The sequence below is a fragment of the Spirulina subsalsa FACHB-351 genome (genome assembly GCF_026130165.1).
Taxonomy (GTDB): domain Bacteria; phylum Cyanobacteriota; class Cyanobacteriia; order Cyanobacteriales; family Spirulinaceae; genus Spirulina_A; species Spirulina_A subsalsa_A.
Genome location: NZ_JAIHOM010000094.1, coordinates 1 through 20666 on the forward strand (window position 1 = coordinate 1; position 20666 = coordinate 20666).

The window sequence follows — 20666 nt, forward strand, 5'->3', positions numbered from 1 at the left end:
GGCAGGGGAGCAGGGGAGCGGGGGAGCGGGGGAGCAGGGGAGCAGGGGAGCCGGGGAGCCGGGGAGCCGGGGAGCGGGGAATTGATAATTGACAATTGACAATTGATAATTATTACCTATTACCTATTACCTATTACCTATTCCCTTTTCAGTCTAGCCTAGGCGTGTTATTCAGCAGACCCTTCATAGGGGTGCAAAAAAAAGAGGACTCTTTCTGTATAAAACCAGATAAAATCCCCTTTCGTTCCATCTATTTAACGTTTAGAACGTTTAGGCCTCGCAGACCGAAGTTTCTCAAAAGTATTTTTCTTTAAGTTTCCGCTTCCGTCGCCGAAGCTGGAATCATTTTGATATCCGTCGCCAATCCCAAGAATTGTAAGAGGCGAATGGTCATCCAAGTGATATCAATTTCCCACCACTTCAAACCATGACGGGCCGAATATTGATAAGCGTGATGGTTATTGTGCCAACCTTCACCGTAGGTCACTAGGGCCACCCACCAACAGTTCCGAGATTTATCATCAGAATCATAGGTTCTGTAGCCGAATTTGTGGGTTGCACTGTTGACAAACCAAGTGCAGTGGAACACAAACACTAGGCGGAAGAAGATCCCCCAAACCACATAAGACCAACCCCCCAAGGCGTAGAGAATCAGGCCTAAAACCACCTGAATCAGAACAAAGTATTGATCGAAGAATTTATAAACCGGGTCGTCTTTAATATCTTTGGTAAAACGGGGAATATGTTCATGAGCGGGGATTTTATAGAACATCCAGCCCAGATGACTCCAGAAGAACCCTAAACTGGAATCATGGGGATCTAAATCCCGGTCAGAGTGTAAATGGTGGATGCGGTGTAACCCCACCCAGTCAATTACGCCCCCTTGACAAGCTAAAGCACCACAGAAAACAAAGAAATACTCTACCAGTTTGGGGGCTTTAAAACTCCGATGGCTCACCAGACGATGCCACCCCAGAGTAATCCCCAACCCCCCTGTAATCCAGTGGAGCAAGAGAACTACGCCTATCGCTGACCAGCTAAAATTTCCGGGCAGCAGGGCAAACAACGCAAAAAAATGGATGAATGCCATATAGGAGATATTCTTCCAGTTAAGCGGAAGCTTATTCGATGTCGCAGCAGTCATGTATGAACCTAAAAAAAATTAACAAAGTAGCCTTATCCTATCGAAGATTAAATGGTTTATTCTAAGAATTCAGACAAATTTCACGCTTTATTAAGGAATGAACCCCAGAGAATTGCTGAATGACGCAGAAAAGGCACTCCTTCCGATTTTTCACCGAATTGATGCGCAGGTCAAGCAAAATCTGGAAAAAGTTTTGACGGCCTTTCGCCAGCACCGGGTGGGGCCTCATCACTTTGCGGGGGTGAATGGCTACGGACATGATGATTTAGGCCGTGCCACCCTTGATCAGGTATTTGCTCAGGTGATGGGGGCGCAAGGGGCGGCGGTGCGTTTACAATTTGTGTCGGGGACTCATGCGATCGCCTGTGCTTTATTTGGAGTCCTCCGACCGGGGGATGAGATGCTGGCCGTAGCCGGGGCCCCCTACGATACCCTAGAGGAAGTGATCGGCCTGCGAGGTACGGCTCAAGGGTCTTTAGGGGAATTTGGCATTGACTACCGTCAGCTAGAATTAACCCCCCAGGGTGAGATTGACTGGCCCAAACTCCAGCATTCGGTGCAGGAGAAAACCCGTTTAGTTCTCATTCAGCGTTCCTGTGGCTACTCCTGGCGTAAAAGTTTGTCCCTATCAGATATTGAGAAAATTGTCAAGGTAGTTAAAGCCCAAAATCCCGAGACGGTGTGTTTTGTAGATAATTGCTATGGGGAATTTATCGAAACCCAAGAGCCGACGGGGGTGGGGGCGGATTTAATGGCGGGGTCTTTGATTAAGAATCCGGGGGGAACCATTGTCCCGACGGGGGGCTATGTAGCGGGACGGGAGGACTTAGTGGAGGCGGCAACCTGTCGCCTAACCGCGCCGGGGATTGGGAGTTCTGGAGGGGCGACCTTTGATCTCAATCGTCTGTTGTTTCAGGGGTTATTTTTAGCGCCCCAAATGGTGGGGGAGGCGATGAAGGGAACTCATTTGGTGGCCTATGTGTTTGACCAGTTAGGCTATGAGGTGAATCCCGGGCCTTTGGAACCCCGTCGAGATGTGATTCAAGCCATCCGTTTGGGTTCGCCGGATAAGCTGATAGCCTTCTGTAAGGCGATTCAACGGCTTTCCCCCGTGGGATCTTACCTGGAACCGGTAGCGGCGGCCATGCCGGGCTATGAGAGCGATTTAGTGATGGCTGGGGGAACTTTTGTGGATGGCAGTACCTCGGAATTTTCGGCGGACGGCCCTTTGCGGGAGCCCTATATTGCCTTTTGTCAGGGGGGGACTCATTGGACTCATGTGGCCTTGGCGTTGGAAGCGGCGATCGCAGCGCTTAACCCAACCTAAGCATCCCTTTCAGATGACTTGTAGGTTGGGTGGAATGAAATTTAACCCCACATTCCCCCCTTGGCTCTTGGATTGCGCTCCGATCAACTGGAGGTTAAGGTTACAATGACCCAAACGGCGATAAAAAGCCCAGAAAGCTTTAGCTAGGGTCTGCTGAAAAAGCCCAACGCTAGACTCAACAAGGGAATTGAGAATTGAGAATTGATAATTGATAATTATTCCCGACTCCCCCTCCCCCCGACTCCCCGAGTTATTCAGCAAGCCCTAGCTAGACTGCATTATCGCATTTCCTGTATTCCTAAAGACCCTATCCACAAGTTAAAGTCAAGGTTAGCCAAAAACCAAAAAACACAACGGAATTGCGGCTTTTGACGGAGGATCTGGCACAATAAAATTCATGGTTCGCACGGCTATACCATTGTTTCTGAAGGCCTCGGAGAGAGAGCATCATGACCAGCAAAATCCCAGAGGATGCGTTCTCGGTGGTTTCCGTCCACGGAATCATCACCGTTAAAATTCCCCCCCGTTTGAGTATTCTAGAAGCGGTGGCATTTACCACGACTTGTCAAGGTTTGGTGCAACAAGAACCCCCTCCCCAAAAAATTCAACTCGATTGTGGCGACACCCATTTTATTGATAGTAGTGGGGTGGGAGCTTTGGTCAAAGTCCTGAAGACCTGCCGGGAACAAAGTGTGGTGTTAAGTTTACAAGGGGTTCATCCGTCAGTGAATACGGTGTTAGAAATGACGGGACTCCATGAAGTTTTAACCATTGATTCCTATTTAGAGCATCCCGTAGAAGCCTCGAAACAACGAGTAGTCAATCGTCCCCCGGAAACTCATCCCTCCGTGCGATCGCCCATTAAACGCTTGATTGATATTGTGGGGAGTTTGGTGGGATTAGGAATTACGGCTGTTTTGTTTATTCCCATTGCGATCGCCATTAAACGAGATAGTCCAGGGCCGATCTTCTTTGGTCAAGTGCGCTGTGGGTGGTTAGGCCGTCGTTTTCGCATCTGGAAATTTCGCTCTATGTGTAGTGATGCGGAAGCGATGAAAAATCGAGTGAAGAATGAAGCATCAGGGGCATTTTTCAAAAACGAGAATGATTTTCGGGTGACGAAGGTTGGGCGCTTTTTAAGACGGACTAGCTTAGATGAACTTCCTCAGTTTTGGAACGTCTTAAGAGGAGAAATGAGTTTAGTCGGGACTCGTCCCCCCACTCCCGATGAAGTGGAACGCTATCAAGTTCCCGAATGGCAACGTCTGGACGTGAAACCGGGTATGACAGGGGAATGGCAGGTTAACGGACGCTCCAAAATTCGCAATTTTGAGGACGTAATTCAACTAGACCTACGCTATCAAAGCAACTGGAGCTTGATCTATGACATTCAATTGATTTTAAAAACCATTCTGATTTTATTTCGTAAGAATAGTGGTGCAGTTTAGTTTTATTAAGCGTAAGTCAACGGGTCGAGGGAGGCGCAAGGGCGCTTCATTATCGTCTGTGCAGAAAGAACACCCCATTCAACAATTACATCTCCGTTTTAATACGGATTTACAGGAATTAGCCCGCTTATTGTCTCAGTTGGAACTCCTGTTCTGTCCCTATGTGCCGGAGGATATTTTTTGGCAATGTCAAACGGCGATCGCAGAAGGTTTTACTAATGCGGTTCGTCATGCTCATCAAAATTTACCCCCCACTACCCCCATTGATCTGGAGGTTAAGGTTTTACGGCACAGTGTAGAAATTCAGCTTTGGGACTGTGGCCCGGCCTTTGATTTTGCTGGGAAACTCAACCAAATTCGCCAAAATCCCGAGGATTGGACTCAAGATCATGGACGGGGATTGTGTTGGATGGCGGAGTTAATGGATGAGTTGCGCTACATTCGCGTTTTAAGTCCCCAACAAGACCCCCATCCTGAACGCAATTGTCTGATCATGCGTCGTCATTGGAGAGCTAGGGGATAGGAGGAGCAGGGGAGCAGGGGAGCAGGGGAGCAGGGGGGAGGGGGAGTCGGGGAATTAAGAATTATTACCTATTCCCCCAGACACGGGGAATGAGGGGGCGAGATGGCATCGAGTTCCCAGAACCCCCTGAGAGGCCGCGTAAATAGTGCCAGAGGCGCATAAATCCACCTTTGACCTCCTGAGTCGATCTGCCCCGATAACGGCAGTATAGACCTTGATTTTGGGTTTGGGTGAGGCCAACCCAACTATGGGGGGAGGGCGACCAGAGATCACGTAGGGCGGCCAAGTGTTCTGGATCAATAGGAGTCCCCAGCCATAAGAAACTGGCGACAATGGGACATCCGGCTAAAGCGTGGGGACTTTCTACCGTTTCGAGACTTCCGGGCAGCCATTGACGGTCAATCCAGAGGGGTTTTCCCCCTTGCCAGATTTCTGTGTGCGATCGCCAATTCCCCCGCAGAAACCGTTCCCCCCTCGCCGTGCGCCCAAAACGGGTGATTTCCCAAGTGCAGAATGTCGCCTCTGGGTCTAAATTCACCCGCAATTCCTGACGATATTCTGCCCCCTCAAACACAATACTTTCTTGAGGCAACCATTCTAAATAAGCCCCCCGTCCTAACTCTAAATCAAGGCGATTTTTCGCCGTTTCCCCTTGACTACCATAGATTTTCTGGGCTGCTGCGGTGGTTATTAAAACCTGACTGTCCGGCTGTAACTCTACCCGTTGGGTTAATTGATCCCCCCCCACAATGCCCCCAGCCGTGTGTAACGCCACTGTATGACAAATTTGAGGGCCTTCGGGATAAAAGGGGCGTTGTACTTTCAGAGGGGCTTGATTGTGTTGATATTTAATCTGGGTTGCACCCCCTTGAAAATGGTAGATGAGATGTAATTTTCCCTGCCAAGGCGATCGCATCGTTAACAACTCCGGTTATTCAGGGATGGATGACTATTCACTGACCTTGATTGAGCCGAACATTTCATCTAATTGCTCTAAATTTGGTTCAAAATCTGACCCACTGCCTTGATTGAGACGGGCGATGATCTCAGCTAAATAGGAACTGTACTGTTCCTCGAAAGCACTGTCATGAGTGCTATCGGGGGGAGTGGGAAGAATGGCCGTATTTAAGGGAATCTGGGCGGAAATGTAATATTTTCCGTCATCGGTTAACCCCTGAAACGTATAGAACAAATCATCAGACCGAATCGGACTAACATCAAAAGCATAGTAGGTAATGTAGCGAATGCCTGAACCCCCATCAAACTCCATATATTGGGCTTGGGCAAAGAAAACCTGACTCGCCGCCACTTGGGGGAGGTAGGGGAGGGTTTCTTGGCTTTCGAGGTTGGGGTGATCGCGCAGGAGGGTTTCTAAGATAGCCTTTTCACCCTCAAACTCAAACGCCCCAAAGGATTCCGTCGGATAAACTCGCACCACCCCATCCCCTTGGGGGGCGAGACGGCTAAGGGTAAATTTTTGATGGGCTGGGGTTTCGTCTTCCGGGGGAGTTTCAGGATTCAGGGGAATTTCTGCCACCTCCTCTACAATCACAGAAGACTGGGAAAAGGGGTTATTAAAACGGAGAATCTGGGATTCTACACCAGCCCCAGAAGTACCGTTTTCTGATCCCGTAGGAGAAGGGCCATTGCCGCAACTGCCTAAGCCTAGAGACACCAAGATTCCCAATAGAGCGATCGCCCCCATTCCACGTTGTAAACTCATGACCACCACACCAATAGTTTAATCAGCTTGACCACCCCTCCCGTTAAGCTGCTATCGTCGCGGCAACGGGAGAACCTTAAACCTTATTTAACCAGATTTAAGGTTTTAAGATAGCGGCTCCACCCGACAATGCCCCTCTCCCACATGACCTAATTCCGTCACAGAGAAAACAAGAGTTTGATAGTCTTCCTCACTTAACCTTGCCCGCAACTGTTCACTGTTAATGGTTAAACTATCTCCCTCAGCCAGTTGGGCAAACGGTTCAAAACCAATCGCCTCCGCATTAGGAGACTCATCTGGATCTCGATCTGACCGTCCGAAGAAATGGTCAAAATGGAGCGTCATTTCCAACTCAGCCGTCTCCTCATTGGGTAAAAACCCTTTGCGCACATCCCCCACATATTCCCCGCAGTAGTGACTCACAGGTTTATCTAAAGCGATCGCAAAATCAATAGAGCGCCCCTCTTTAGTCGCGGTTCCCTTTAAAAACAGACTAGAGCCAGTCGCCTCCCCCATTTCAGCCGGCACCATCTCCCAGTACAGCGCATTGTAATGTCCGGCTGGGGCAGTTTTCGTAACAACAGTAGGAGTCTCTTCTTCACCGCCCACTAAATCAACCGTTTGGGGGCTAGTGATCAGTTCAACCACACGAGTTGAATTAGGAGTGGTGTCCGTTTCTGGATCAAAGGCCGGATCGGCTTGATAAGCCCGCACATTGTTAAACGTGACATAAACCTCCTCAAATTCCAAGCGCCAACCATCCTTACTGACAAATCCTTCCCGCATTCGATCTTCTGCATCCGCAATGAGGGTTAATGTCCCACTCTCTCCACCATTGGCGGCAAGATCGTTTTCTGTTTCGGCGGTTGTCTCAGACGGGGTTTCCGTCGCAGGTTGACACCCCCATAACCCCACAGGGACAAACAAGACTAAACTCGCTAATAAGAATCCTTTGTACATATCTTTGCCGTCATTGATTAAGTTTCCCCTCAGTGTTCCGAAGATACCCGAGTTTTTCAATCCCTCCCCTAGGGATAGGGAATAGGGAATAGGTAATAGGCAATCTTGACAAGTTAAGACCCAAAGTTAGAAGTCAAGAGCATCGGGAGTCGGGAAAATGCGGTTGTGTCCGAAATTGAATACTCTAGCCTGGTTGGAGCAATCCTGCTAGGTTATGGCGAGTCTGTGAACCAAGAATCCTCGTGCCTTTAGGCCGAGGAGTGTCAATGTTCACTGATTAAACCCGCTAATTTTTCTCCCACTGATAAAATTTCTTCACAAACTGGGTAGCCTAGGGGTAGGACAACTCATGGGTTAAGGAGAACAGAACCGCTTTAGTCGCGGGTTCTCCTGATTTATTGGGGTAATAGTCAGTAATCCCAAGCCCCTTAAATCCTATGGCGTAAACTTGCCCTTGAGCGAGTCCCGCTCAACTTTCAACCCGTAAATTCCGGGAGATTGCGGTTGACGATCCTTAAGCTCAGTCGTTATGACAGAAAAATATCTGACGGAAAAAAATTCAGACCCGAGTCATTTCATCCGAAATTGCTCCATCCCCAATTGAAGTCTTCCTTAGTCTTGGTTGCCCACCCTTGTCTCAAAATCCAGATCGGATCTTGAATCAGGTGCATCCTCTAGCGTAATCTTTGCTCTTTCCTTGCTCTTTCCCTCTGGTAGGACAGTTACCATGTCAATGCTTCAAAGGCTTATCAACAGTTTTCAGGCTCTCGGGCGAGAACTGCTTTTGCTGCCCAGAAAGCTGCTCAGAACCCTAAAACAGGCATTTAACCGCCTACTTCGCCAACGATTGCACCCTCAAAGGCAATCTTCCACTCAAGCAGGGTTTGTGCTGCCCACTGTTGTCATGGTGATTCTAGTCGTCACCCTACTGACCACCTCCATCCTTTTCCGGTCTACAGACCGAGCCAAGAACGCGGGCAACTTCCGGGTGAATCAAGTCGTCCTCAGCGCCGTATCCCCAGCCTTAGACCGGGCAAAAGCTAAACTAAACGCCGCCTTTGAAGACCCTACCTTACCCCAAGGCACCCCCTCAGATTTAGCCGTCACCAACGTTTTAAGCAATGCACGCTACACCCTCCCCGATGAGGTGCGCTTACGTTTGGCGGTGGATTTTCGCAACGGAGCCGGACAACTCACCCCAGATAATACTATTCAAGCCGACAACAACCGAGGCTTAGAATTTAACGAAACCATTACCACCGCTTGGCGGTTTCCCGTCGATACTGACAACAACGGGAAATTTGATAGTTTTACCCTCTACGGCATTTATTACCGCAGTCCTAGCCGAGATAATAGTGGTCTATTTAACCGCGTCCGAGTTCCCCTCGATGCCCGCACCCCACCCCAAGATGATGGGGCTAGTAGCGGAGCTTGTACGGCAGCCTTGGGAACCAGCGCCAGCTTAGTTGGGGCGGATGGTTGGTATAAAGCCGGGGGAGTCTTGAAAAAAGGCTTCTTTACCTATGCGACCACTGTTCCCATTGTGGATGTTAATCAACAAGGTCTTTTCCCCACCGGGACGAATTTAAGCCTTTATGAAAACCATCAGGGCAGCCGGGGCTTTGCGGCTGTAGAGTATCAGCAAGACCGCGCTCGGATTCCCCTAGGGAATAACGCCATTGCCTACGAAGATGACTTAGATATGTTCTCTGGGACACCCTTGAGAATTAATGGTCGGATTGTGGTGAATAGTAATCTCCACGCAGGGACTACCCGCAATGGCAACCTACACTTTTATCAAGTCAGTAGTGATGAGTCCTGTTTTTACGAGGCAGAAAACGCCCGGATTGTTATTGGTGGGAATATTACCAATGGTTTAGTCGGGAGTACCCAAAATTGGAACACCATTAACTTTGACCTATTTGGAGGTCGAGGAAATGACCCACCTACTCGCCCCTTTGCCAATGCTCAAGCGTCTTCCACAACTAACAATGCTAGCCAAGTAGCTTACAACACCCAAGCTTACGAACAGCGCATTCAATTGTTAGTCAATGCCGCAATCGAGCGCAATAGTTTCAACGCATCATCAGGAACGGCTCCGAACCGAACAGTAACGGGGAACGACCCCGAACCGGTGCGGAATCGGGTGCGAGATTTAATCAACAACGAAGCCAACCCCAGAAACTCAGATGATGCGAGACGGGAAGCCTTAGAGGTTTGGTTCAGAAACCGGACTCGGCGCGTTCCCTTTGCTGAAGTTCCCTTTGGAGGGAATGCCACGGCAGGTTTTACAACGGGGAACGTTTTACAAGGTCAGGGGACTGACTTTTTAAGACCCCCAGACAATTGGATTTATCCCTTTGCGCTGAATAATCACACCTCCGCCAATGCTCAAAGCCGGATTAGTTTAAGACTAGAAAACATTCCGGCCAGTGACCCGGATTTGTTGGATGAACAGGAACAGAATTTGGGCGATCGCATTTTAGCGGGCAACAACCTCCCGCCCAACTGGTACGACCCCAGCACAGAAAACTTTGCCGATGCCAACACCCAACAAATGTATCAACCGGCCACGAACTGGTTAAGTGCTGGAGCCGGAACCGGAGCCCCCGGCCCACGCTATCGGAAAACCCGCGTCCGGGAATTAGTAGACCTTGGGTTAACCGACCGGGACGGCTTCTGGGAAACCCAAGCCGCCACCCTACCGGAAAACAAACTTGATGGGATTGGTGGCTTGCGCGTCGTCACCGGGGCCGGGGTTTACTTACCCGCCAATGACAATATTACTGGGGCCGATACCGTAGTTTGGCCCGATTGGATGCCCCAACCTCGGGACCCCCAACCCGGTCGCACACCCGCCGGACATCCCTATGAGGACAAAATCTTCTACGACCCCGACGGCAACGCTAGCACAGCCAATAACATCGCCATTGATGATTCATCGGCCCGTCGGCCTTACCTGAAAATGCGCGCTACCGCCGTTTATCACTACGTCCGGGATGACGACAACAACGCCCGCACCCCTGCCCCTCCTGTGGCCTGTGTGAGTAGTTTCTACGACCCCACTAATCACATTACTGCCCGCAACCGTGCCGGACTCCCGAGTTTCAGCACAGCAGCCGGGTCTAATGGTTTAACCAATAGTGGGGATCTAGGTTGGAATAAAGGGGTTATTTCAGACCCTGCTGCCATTCCGTTGGGGGTTCCTAACTCTAACAACGGCATCACCTACAGCCCACCCACCGTTAATGGTTTAACCGTGGGTGCAGGAGATGCTGCTTTAGCCTATCAAGCCAGCTTAGTCTATCCCAATGGGCGCTTAGTGAACCCCCAACTGGCTAAAGCCCTCAATACTCCCGGTAACCAACGCACCCTAGCAGATCGGGCGGCCATCGACTCCACCCTCTGCGCCCTGCAAATTCTGAACAATGGGATCAACCCCACAGAAACCCCCACTGGAGGATTCCCCTTGCCCCACGGCACCATTCAAGAAGTTTCCTTCTTAGATGGTCGGGAAATCAAGATGATTGAGGGGAACGACAGCAGCACTGTTTTCAACCTAAGTATTGCAGGCACCGGAAACCAAGCGAACACCGACTTCATCCAAGCCAACAACTACACCCACCAACCCGCAACCGAGGCTCAAACCGGACTGTCAGAATATGACCTCTCCGTAGAATTCCGTCAACCGATGGAAATTCGCGCCACCGCCATTAATCTCGACCTCCTGCGGCGACAACGCACCAACAGCACAACCGACGGCCCACAAACCGAATGGATGTTACCCGATAGCGGGATTATCTACGCCACTCGGGATGATGCCCTGCCCGATGCCAGCGATAAACCCGCCCGCAGCGATAACACCGTAGCCAATAAACCCAAAATTCCCCTAACCAATAACCCCAACACTCCCTACAACGAGAGTAATGGGGTCGTGAACCTCGCCGCCTACGACCTTGCACAAGATCGGGTGAGTCCCTCTGACTTCTGGTTAGACCCCACCCGCCGGGCTAGTGCCATTCTGTTGATTAACGGTCGAGAATTGGGGCGCAATGCCAGTAATCAATTTGAGGAAGAAGAAAAAGGGCTAATTTTAGCCACGAACCTCCCAGTGTATATCAAGGCCCAAAACGCCACGGGAAACCGAGGTGGCTTTAACCTCCATGATTCTGAAGAGTTCACCACCGCCTTAACGGACACATGGGGCAACTTCTACGACCGAACAGAAAACCAGCTGAATCCCCAATTTGCCTGTCGGACGAACGATGACCGCTTGCCCGGTTGTACCACAGGCGACCGATGGCGCACCGCTTCCATCTTGTCTGATGCTGTCACCCTACTGTCGGAAAATTTCCGGTTTGGTTTCCGCAACGAGGGAGATTATGACTTGAGAAACAATCAAGTCGATAACCTGTTCCGGGCGCAAACTGGTCAGAACCAGTTACCGAACTTTGTTTCAGACAATGCGGCAACCAACCGACTCCCGGTAACTCCCCCCACTGAAGCTCGGCGCTCTGCCCTTGGTCTTGCGGCTGCTACCAATACTTGGGAGGACACCGTGGAAGAAAAACGGCTGTTTAACGGGTTCTGGGATAACACCTTTGTCACCAATGGTTTATCTAGTAATGTCCACTCCTTTGGAGCCGGTCCCTATCTTGATACCAATTACTCTGAAAACCCGAACCCCGGACTGTATAGTTCCTATTTCAACAACTTTGTCACCCCTATCCAACGGCGGGGCAACTTCCCTGAATATCTTATGGAAGGTTGTGCCAAGTTGCCTGTGTCTGAATGTACTCCAGACGATTGGGTGATCAATCAATCAACAGGCCTAAAAGCATCTGATAATATTGGGGACCCTCCCGAGGTAATGGGAACGACCTCTAGTTTGCAGCCTGTTTCCCAACCTTTCGCTCGTCGGGTGGCCTTCTTGCGCATGACCGACGATATTAAAGGTGTCATTGATGATGGCGGACAATTGTTAGTGAATGGCGCGGCTGTTACACCGAATCTAAATGAACTGATCTTAGCTAATAATTTCCCAATTCCTTTAGGGATAACGGGAACAGGAACTGGGACAATTGCCTGTTATACCTATAGCGGTACAGTCGAGCTACAAGAATCTGATGGTAGTGGTGGATTTACCTCAGTATGGCGTTGTGATCCGGCAACAGGAACAAATATACCAAGATCCACGGCTAACGCCCTATGGTTTAAACCGACGAAAACAGAAACCAATCCGACTAATGCTCCAGCTAACAACAATAATCAGGACTATACGGCTAACCGTCTGCCCTATATTCGGACTGCCGCCCTCACCAGCGTTCGCGACAATCGTCTCGCTCAACCCCTCCTAGAACCTGTGCTGCAACTCCATAGTCCTAGCGACACAGAAACGAGATTGAACGTGACTGACGCAGCCGTGCCAGTACAAACCACCCACTGGATTCCTCGGGCTGTGGATAGTAATGGAGCCAACATACCCAGGGGAACCTTTAACTTGGTCATGGCAACAGGGGATAGTCCTTCCCGTTTTGCTCAAGGGACTCAAGCTGTTGAGTTCAACGGTGCTGTCTCTAACCTGCCCCGCTTCCTAGAACAGTGGCGACCTGCCACGGGAGCGGCCGCTTATCCCGTGACCATTCAAGGCTCTTTTATTCAACTCAAACGCAGTGCTTACGCAACCGCTCCTTTCTGGCAAGTTCTCAAACAGACCAACCCTAACGCCTTTGGCATTCCGAACAATAACAACAGCATATTCAACTATGCCCAAGGCTACTCCTTCAACGCCGGCCGCCTCCAGAGTTATTATCCTCCTGCACGGCTTTGGGGTTTTGATGTAGCTGTACTATCCCAGTTACCTGACCTGTTCTCCCAACGGTTCACCCTGCCGCCCACCGATGCCCCGAACGAGTATTATCGGGAAGTGGGACGGAACGACAACTGGATTCAAACCCTCCTTTGTGCCACCTATAACCCAGCCACTCCTAATGCTCCCACGCCAACAGCCCGGGCCGTTAGCCTCGAAGAGCGACCGCGAGGAAACATTTGCGCTGAGTTGCGCTAATAACTCCCCGCCAACCTTGACAAGTTATGCCTCTGTGTATTTTGTCAAGGTTGGGGGGAGGGGGAGCAGGGAATTGATAATTGATAATTGATAATTGTTTCCGACTCCCGACTCCCGATTGGGCGCTAAAGCGCAACTACGAACCCGAATCCCGATTAGGCGCTAAAGCGCAATTACGAACCCGACTCCCGATTAGGCGCTGAAGCGCAACTACGAACCCGATTCCCGATTGGGCGCTAAAGCGCAATTACGAACCCGACTCCCGATTGGGCGCTAAAGCGCAACTACGAACCCGACTCCCGATTGGGCGCTAAAGCGCAACTACGAACCCGATTTCCCCCTTGCTCCTTCCTTCAGTCGTCATTCCCTGAACTGCCATGTTTCTCAAAAAAAACTCACCTAAAATCCATGCTTCTCCCCATGCCCAAGGCGGATTCACCATCGTTGAATCCCTCCTAGCCATCTTTGTCGTGGGGATTTTGCTCGTAGCCATTGGTCCGGTGTTGGGCTTTTCCGCCGCCACCCGCTTCCAAGCCCGACGGATTGAACTCGGTTCCCAAGCGGGTCGCAGTTATCTTGAGGCTCTCAGAAGTCGCTCCATTCCCCCCCCGTTCATTGCCACCTCCAGCACCCCCGAAGAAGCCCTCAGAAACGTTCCCGTCCCAACAGGAACCACTTTAAACTGTGACGCTAACAGTTACTGCACAACCCCCGCACAGACCAGTACCTCTAGTTTTTTCTGTGTGGATGGTAATAACGACGGCAAATGTACCAATGACCAGTTTAATGATTTTATTATCCAAGCTTCTGGAGTCCAACGACCCTCCAATCCCCCTATTACCGATAATGTACTCCGCGCCGACCGAGGTTATTTCTTAGGGATTCGGGTCTATCGTGCCGATGGCTTTAAACCCGGTTCTGCCTTCCAACGGAGTACAGACACAATACGGGCCCAAGCAAAACTGACCACTGGCGGCCTTGGGAATCGCAATGCTCCCATCATGGAATTCACCACAGAAATCACAACCAGCAGCACCAGTTATTCAGATATTTGTCGGCGATTAGGAGGATGTCAGTAATTTAGGTAATGGGGAATAGGGAATGGGGAACAATTAATAATTATCGATTATCAACTTCCGTATTTTACTGATTACTAATTACTAAACTAAAGCCAATGGATAGCCTTCATCTCCTTTTAAAAACCCTTTTAAAAACACCTCCCACTCAGGGGAAAAATTCCGGTTTTACCCTCATTGAGTTGCTGGTTTCCATTCTGATTGCGGCTTTAGTGATTACCCCCTTGTTGGGTTTAGCCGTGAATTTAATCAATACAGACCGCCAAGAAATGGCAAGGGCTACCACGGAACAAGACATTCAAATGGCTGTTGATTATATTGCCCGGGATTTACAACAGGCGGTGTATATCTATGATGCTGTGGCCTTGACTCGTAACCACAATGAACAGGGTTCTATCTCAGGGATTCGCGACCAAATCCCCCCCGTTTCTGCCGCCCCGGGGTGTAATAATACAGATATGAATTGTGTGCCTGTGTTAGCCTTCTGGAAACGCCGTCCGGTGAGAAACGCCATCCCCATTGACCGCCGCCTTAATCAACAGGGAACTAATTGCCTCACGGCCAATAATGCAGCGCAACAGTGTAATGATACCTTTGTCTATTCTTTAGTGGTGTATTACCTGATCCGGAATACGGGGAACAATCCAAGCGTGTGGTCCCAAGCGTCTCGCATTGGACGGTTTGAACTTCATGACGGGGTATATGACCCCTTCCCTCGCGTCAATGCGTCCCGTCATTTGCCGGAGGAACGCTCCGTATTGCCCCCCAGTACCGGGTTTCAACTTTTTAACTTAAACCAGCCGGGAACCGACTTAGCCAGTAAAATGAACCGTTGGACTAAGGGACAGGGGACTTTCGGACCGGGGGAACAAGTCCAGATTTTAGTGGATTATGTGGATCATAGTCCCAGCACGGGCGATAATGCAGCCCCCGCAGAAGCTTGTCCAACGGATACAGGCTGGACGACTAGCCCGGTTCCAGGGAATGTGCCGAATGGTTTCCCGACCAACAGTTTCTACGCTTGTATTAATAGTGCCAGCAATACGGCACGGGTTCATATTCGCGGTAATGCTTTAGCGAGGATCCGGAATATTGGGCGGTCTGAGTATCGAGCATCTCTCTCGGCTTATTTCCCCACGACGCGGACTCAAGTAACGGCTAGAGGTCGCTTGGTGCAACAACAACGTTAATTTTTTTATAATAAAAATGCACTATTCGCAAATTGAGGAGCAAAAATGAATCCTAAAATCCATAAGTTACTGCGACTGGGGTTAAGCCGTCCTAATAGTTCATCCTCGACCCAAGGTTTCACCTTGCTGGAATTGTTGGTGGTGGTGATTATGGTGGGGATTTTGGCGGCGATTGTTGGCCCGGGTTGGTTGGGTTTTGTCAATCGACAGCGTTTAGGGACGGTGAATAGTGCCATTTTACGGGCTATTCAAGAGACACAGAGTAAGGCTCAAGCGGAAAAGGTGAGTTATAGTATTGCGTTTAGGATGTTGAACGGGGTGCCACAAATTGCTATTTATCCCAGTCCTCCCCAAGGAACAGCAAATTTTGAGATCCCGGGCAATTATTGGCGAGAGCGAGATTTAGGGAAGGAGTTAGGGATTAATCGCAATCAGGTTTTAATCTTGACTAATTTGGCGGGGGATAATACGTTAGCGAATCCGGATAATGTGGCTACTGTGATTCCCAATGTGACAACAAACCCGAATCCTAATCAGGTTTATCCGTCGATTACGTTTACCCATACGGGGGATCTCCCGGATCCGTTCCCAGTCATTCCGGCACATGGTTTTCAGATGGTGGTTGCTTTCCCCCAAAGTCCGGGGAGTGATCAGCCTGTGAATCGTTCTAAACAATGTGTGGTGTTACAGACGTTAATCGGGGGGTTACGGACGGGAGAGGGTGAGTTTAATGCTACGACTAATCCCCAAGGGTGTATTTAGGGTTTAAAAGTGAAAGAAACCGGGTTTCAAGCTGGCGAGGGTGCTTGTTAAGGTTAATTCACCTTGGAATTGATAACAAATAGTTTATAACCGAATCAATCTATGATGGTGCATCGTTCCCCTAAGTCTGGTTTTACTTTGGTTGAACTGTTGATTGCTATTGTAATCATTGGGATTTTGGGGACGCTGATGGCGGCTTCTTGGCAGGGGTTTGTGATGCGCCAAAAGCTGAATATGGCACGGAGTCAGGCTTATCAGGCTCTACAACAGGGGAAAAGTAACGCGCTGCGGGATAAGATTACTTGGGTGGCGGGGTTTCGGGAGGTGGAGGTTTCGGGACAGGTGCGATCGCAGTGGTCGGTTTATCGAGCTAACACTGACCCGGGTCAGATTATTTGGCACAATTTCGAGGTCGGGGTACAAATTGACCCAGAAACCTTTTTCACGACTTCCTCTGATGAGATTCACCGGGTTTTCTTTAACCATAAGGGGTGTCCGGCCACTAGCACCCATCATGATTGTTTAGGGGTACCCCCGGGACGGATTACTTTCTCTAGTCCCCGAGGGGGCAAGTTAAAGCGCTGTGTGATTATGTCTACTTTATTGGGAGCCATGCGCTTTGGGGAGGAACAACCCCGGCCTACCAGTAACGGGAAATATTGCAATTAAGGTTTTGGTTAATACAGTGAAATGTGGGAATTGATAATTATTCCCGACTCCCGACTCCCCCTCTCTCCCCTGCTCCCCTGCTCCTGATTCCCGATGCTTAACACCCCAGAGAGTCTCGGGTTGCTACTCCCGTGATAGTATTCACTCCCGAGGCTCTAGTGCAGAGTTTTCGGACTTGGGCTTTATCCAAAACGGCATAACTAAAATCTGCGCCTTCAATGTCGGCCTCTTCAAATTTGGAACGGAGCATCATGGCTTCACTCAGCACGGCGTTTTTTAGATTTGCGCCTTTAAAATTACTTAAATAGGCAATACCATTAGAAAAATCTACCCCAGTTAAATCGGCTTGGCTGAGGTCGCAATTATTAAAGGTGACTCCCTTGAGGTTGGCTTTGTTGAAATTTGCTCCTTCTAAATCCACATTGGCAAATTCGGCTTTTTCTAAGTTTTGTCCGGCAAATTCTTTGGCCTGAATTTCCACATCATCAAAGGCGCGAATCAAGGAAGAACTTGCGGCTTGGGCTGGGGATGCGATCGCACCCATCAGAAGGTTAATCACGAAAAAGGCCACTACAAAGGTCAGTCTTAGCATGGGATGGTTTAATTTTCTTCATAAAAGTTTACAACTTCTCGATTGTATCAAACCGTGACCCCAACCTTGACAAGTTAAGGCTTTTCTCCTCTTGTCAAGGTTAGGTAATAGGGGGAGTCGGGAGTCGGGGAGCAGGGGAGCGGGGGAGCGGGGGAGCAGGGGAGTGGAGTCTTCAACCTTTGGGGTACTGCTTCATCAAGCGTTGTACTTCCCCGGCATGATAGGAACTCCGTGTTAGGGGGGAGGACACGACTTGTAAAAACCCGATGCTTTCGCCATATTCTCGCCAAGCGTCGAATTGTTCTGGGGTGACAAATTCCTGCACGCCTAAATGTTTTTGAGTGGGTTGTAAATACTGACCAATGGTGAGGATATCACAATCCACGGCTCGTAAATCGGCCATGACTTGCCGCACTTCCTCATCCGTTTCCCCTAATCCCACCATGATTCCGGATTTGGTGTAGATGTGGGGGGCGAGTTGGCGGGTGAGTTGTAAGAGTTGGCGCGATCGCCCATAATCCCCTTGAGGACGCACCCGACGATACAAGCGCGGCACTGTCTCTGTATTATGATTTAACACCTCGGGAGCGGCATCTAAGACAATTTTTAAGGCCTCCCAATTGCCGCAAAAGTCGGGGATTAATACCTCAATGGTGGTCTGAGGGGACATCTTCCGCACTGCTTCAATACAGCGTTTAAACTGAGTCGCCCCCCCATCGGGTAAATCATCTCGATTGACAGAGGTAATCACGACATGATTTAAGCGTAAGCGGCTGACTGCTTCGGCTAAATTGATCGGTTCTAGGGGATCTAAGGCTTGGGGTTTCTTCTCAAAATCAATATCACAATAGGGACAAGCGCGGGTACAGGCGGGCCCCATAATCAAAAAAGTGGCGGTTCCGGCGTTAAAACATTCCCCGATATTGGGACAAGATGCTTCTTCACAGACTGTATTGAGTCCCAAATCCCGCAAAATCTCTTTAACACTCCCCACTCGTTGCCATTGGGGCGCTTTTACTCTTAACCACTCTGGTTTTACGACCACGTTCTGTTCTTTACTCGAAAAGACTAACCCCCCCATGTTACCAAGAAGTGCCGGAGTGTGGTACTATGGAAAACGCTTGAGATGGACTAAGGTCATCTTAAGGAATTATTGCGGGATGTGGCGCAGCTTGGTAGCGCACTTCGTTCGGGACGAAGGGGCCGCTGGTTCAAATCCAGTCATCCCGATTTAGGTTAAACCGTTGCTGTATATAGGGCTTGCTGAATAACTCTAGTCGTAGGGCTAGGGAACAGGGAATAGGTAATAGGTATATAGGTAATAGGGAACAGGGAATAGATAATTGATAATTGATAATTGCTCCCCCTCTCCCCTGCTCCCCTGCCCCCCTAACCCCAGAGCCAATCATTTTCTCCCCTAGCCCATATAATGGAGGCTGGACAGAAATAGAACAGAGCATGGGCGCGATTCGAGCATTACGAGGAACAAGAGATATTCTCCCCCCAGAGGTGGTGTACTGGCAACAGGTGGAACAGGTAGCGCGGGGGGTGTTTGCACGGGCGAGTTATCAAGAAATTCGGCCGCCGATTTTTGAGCAGACGGAGTTATTCGCCCGAGGAATTGGGGAGGCGACGGATGTGGTGGGGAAAGAGATGTATACTTTTTCTGACCGAGGCGATCGCTCCATCACCCTAAGACCCGAGGGAACGGCTGGTGTAGTGCGGGCTTTCATTGAACAAAATTTAGGGAGTCAGGGCAATGTTCAGCGCCTCTGGTACACCGGGCCCATGTTTCGTTACGAACGTCCTCAAGCGGGACGACAACGGCAATTTCATCAAGTGGGGGCTGAGTTATTGGGCAGTGGCTCCCCAGTGGCTGATGTGGAAGTGATTGCCTTAGCGACGGATATTTTACGGGAGTTAGGCCTGCGATCGCTTAAACTGGATTTAAACTCCGTAGGCAATAAAGGCGATCGCACCCGTTACCGACAAGCCCTCATTGACTATTTAACCCCCTATCAGAGCGAATTAGACCCCGACTCCCAAGATCGGTTAACTCGCAATCCCCTACGCATTTTAGACAGCAAAGATCAACGCACTCAAGAAATTACCCAAGGCGCGCCCAGTATATTAGACTACCTTGAACCCGAGTCCCAGAGTCACTTTGAGCAAGTCCAGCAAATGCTCACCGATTTAGACATTGCCTATCAAATTAACCCCCGCCTCGTGCGCGGTTTAGATTATTATACCCACACCGCCTTTGAAATCCAGTCCGACGACCTCGGCGCTCAAGCCACCGTTTGTGGGGGGGGACGATATGACGGTTTAGTGGCAGAATTGGGAGGGAAAGAAACCCCGGCTGTCGGTTGGGCCATTGGCATGGAGCGGTTAATCTTACTGTTACAAGACTTACAAACCCAAAGCCCGCCTAGCCCTAACTTCTATCTGGTGTCCAGAGGCGATCGCGCCCAAGCCCAAGCCCTTGTTCTAGCTCAGAAGTTGCGTTATTTTGGCTTCACCGTAGAATTAGACTTAAGTGGGGCAGCCTTTGGCAAGCAGTTCAAGCGCGCCGACCGCAGTGGAGCCCCCGCCTGTTTAATCATTGGAGAAACAGAAGCAGAACAACAACAAGTCAATTTAAAATGGCTCACCAGTCAAGAACAAGAAACCCTCACCCAAAATGAGTTATTTTCTCGCCTTGACCAACTTAAAGCCAAAATTGGGTAAGACCAGCAATTAAACCCCTTATTCAGCCAGATCATGGAATCCTGTGAATTTCTACTGCAAAAGAAAGGCACTCGTTCCTGGCTTCCCATCAAACACCGGAAGCTAAAACTAGAGGCAGGCATCTATCGCATCGTTGCCCAGTCTTGTCGTGCCAACACAGAAGTAGAAATTCGCCTGCTTCATCAAACCTTCGACACCCCTCCCAAGCGGCGTTCCCATCAACGGGACTGCCGCACCACCAGCGAAGGCCTAATGGTAGTGGTCCCCTACACCTACTTTAAATCCGGCTATTGGGAAGTGCGCGCTCGCAGCGAACAAGACGAAGCCGAACCGTGGCAAGCCGTCATACAAATGCAAGTCTTGCCCCCCAAAATGCCCGAAGCCCCCACCCCCGAAAGCGAGCAACCCCCACCCGAACCCGCCCTCAGCACCCCCCAGCAGGCGCAACCCGCCCCCTT

The 20666-nt window shown here is 50.0% G+C and carries 15 protein-coding genes, 1 tRNA gene and 1 pseudogene; 11 read left to right on the top strand and 6 right to left on the bottom strand.

Features of this window, described 5'->3' with window-relative positions; all coding sequences use genetic code 11:
* Window positions 1–310: 310 nt before the first annotated feature.
* Window positions 311–1144, bottom strand: coding sequence for an acyl-CoA desaturase (locus K4A83_RS16525; RefSeq protein WP_407810061.1), 834 nt, complete (start codon window positions 1142–1144; stop codon window positions 311–313).
* 97 nt (window positions 1145–1241) lie between these two features.
* On the opposite strand from K4A83_RS16525, the gene K4A83_RS16530 reads away from it, so the two are divergent.
* From K4A83_RS16530 to K4A83_RS16540, 3 genes are all read left to right on the top strand, one after another.
* Window positions 1242–2471, top strand: coding sequence for a methionine gamma-lyase family protein (locus tag K4A83_RS16530; protein ID WP_265265736.1), 1230 nt, complete (start codon window positions 1242–1244; stop codon window positions 2469–2471).
* 449 nt (window positions 2472–2920) lie between these two features.
* Window positions 2921–3919: a sugar transferase gene (locus K4A83_RS16535; protein ID WP_265265738.1), complete on the top strand. Its 999-nt coding sequence runs from the start codon at window positions 2921–2923 to the stop codon at window positions 3917–3919.
* Between the two features lie 58 nt (window positions 3920–3977).
* Window positions 3978–4442 (top strand): ATP-binding protein, encoded by a 465-nt coding sequence (locus K4A83_RS16540; RefSeq protein ID WP_265265739.1) that lies wholly within the window; start codon window positions 3978–3980, stop codon window positions 4440–4442.
* A gap of 64 nt (window positions 4443–4506) precedes the next feature.
* Here the strand turns inward: K4A83_RS16540 and K4A83_RS16545 are convergent, their stop codons facing one another.
* The 3 genes from K4A83_RS16545 to K4A83_RS16555 form a co-directional block, all read right to left on the bottom strand.
* Window positions 4507–5358, bottom strand: a complete 852-nt coding sequence (locus K4A83_RS16545; RefSeq protein WP_265265740.1) for an urease accessory protein UreD — start codon at window positions 5356–5358, stop codon at window positions 4507–4509.
* Between the two features lie 33 nt (window positions 5359–5391).
* On the bottom strand, window positions 5392–6165 hold the full coding sequence (locus K4A83_RS16550) for a hypothetical protein (protein WP_265265741.1): 774 nt from the start codon (window positions 6163–6165) through the stop codon (window positions 5392–5394).
* Between the two features lie 105 nt (window positions 6166–6270).
* Window positions 6271–7125 (bottom strand): hypothetical protein, encoded by an 855-nt coding sequence (locus tag K4A83_RS16555; protein ID WP_265265742.1) that lies wholly within the window; start codon window positions 7123–7125, stop codon window positions 6271–6273.
* Window positions 7126–7858: 733 nt separating this feature from the next.
* Between K4A83_RS16555 and hpsA the strand changes: the two genes are divergently transcribed.
* The 5 genes from hpsA to K4A83_RS16580 all read left to right on the top strand — a co-directional run bounded on the left by hpsA (window position 7859) and on the right by K4A83_RS16580 (window position 16889).
* A complete protein-coding gene (gene hpsA / locus K4A83_RS16560) occupies window positions 7859–13192 on the top strand; it encodes a hormogonium polysaccharide biosynthesis protein HpsA (RefSeq protein ID WP_265265743.1) in 5334 nt (1777 codons plus the stop codon).
* A gap of 377 nt (window positions 13193–13569) precedes the next feature.
* The gene (gene hpsB / locus K4A83_RS16565; protein WP_265265744.1) at window positions 13570–14271 is read left to right on the top strand and encodes a hormogonium polysaccharide secretion pseudopilin HpsB; all 702 of its coding nucleotides are present in this window, start codon (window positions 13570–13572) and stop codon (window positions 14269–14271) included.
* Between the two features lie 95 nt (window positions 14272–14366).
* Entirely contained in the window at window positions 14367–15458 is a 1092-nt protein-coding gene (gene hpsC, locus K4A83_RS16570; RefSeq protein WP_265265746.1) for a hormogonium polysaccharide secretion pseudopilin HpsC, read from the top strand.
* 45 nt (window positions 15459–15503) lie between these two features.
* Window positions 15504–16220 carry a pilus assembly FimT family protein gene (locus K4A83_RS16575; protein WP_265265747.1) on the top strand — a complete coding sequence of 239 codons (717 nt, stop codon included), beginning with the start codon at window positions 15504–15506 and terminating at the stop codon, window positions 16218–16220.
* Window positions 16221–16322: 102 nt separating this feature from the next.
* Window positions 16323–16889, top strand: coding sequence for a pilus assembly FimT family protein (locus K4A83_RS16580; protein WP_265265748.1), 567 nt, complete (start codon window positions 16323–16325; stop codon window positions 16887–16889).
* Between the two features lie 97 nt (window positions 16890–16986).
* On the opposite strand, the gene K4A83_RS16585 is transcribed toward K4A83_RS16580, so the two are convergent.
* Together K4A83_RS16585 and lipA are read right to left on the bottom strand one after the other, a co-directional pair.
* Complete coding sequence (locus K4A83_RS16585) at window positions 16987–17481, bottom strand: pentapeptide repeat-containing protein (protein ID WP_265265749.1); 495 nt, start codon at window positions 17479–17481, stop codon at window positions 16987–16989.
* Between the two features lie 172 nt (window positions 17482–17653).
* On the bottom strand, window positions 17654–18526 hold the full coding sequence (gene lipA, locus K4A83_RS16590) for a lipoyl synthase (RefSeq protein WP_265265750.1): 873 nt from the start codon (window positions 18524–18526) through the stop codon (window positions 17654–17656).
* A gap of 111 nt (window positions 18527–18637) precedes the next feature.
* Between lipA and K4A83_RS16595 the strand changes: the two genes are divergently transcribed.
* The 3 genes and pseudogenes from K4A83_RS16595 to K4A83_RS16605 all read left to right on the top strand — a co-directional run.
* A tRNA-Pro gene (locus K4A83_RS16595) sits at window positions 18638–18711 on the top strand.
* 228 nt (window positions 18712–18939) lie between these two features.
* Entirely contained in the window at window positions 18940–20208 is a 1269-nt protein-coding gene (gene hisS, locus K4A83_RS16600; protein ID WP_265265751.1) for a histidine--tRNA ligase, read from the top strand.
* 33 nt (window positions 20209–20241) lie between these two features.
* Window positions 20242–20666: pseudogene (locus tag K4A83_RS16605) on the top strand (hypothetical protein); the annotation flags it as partial.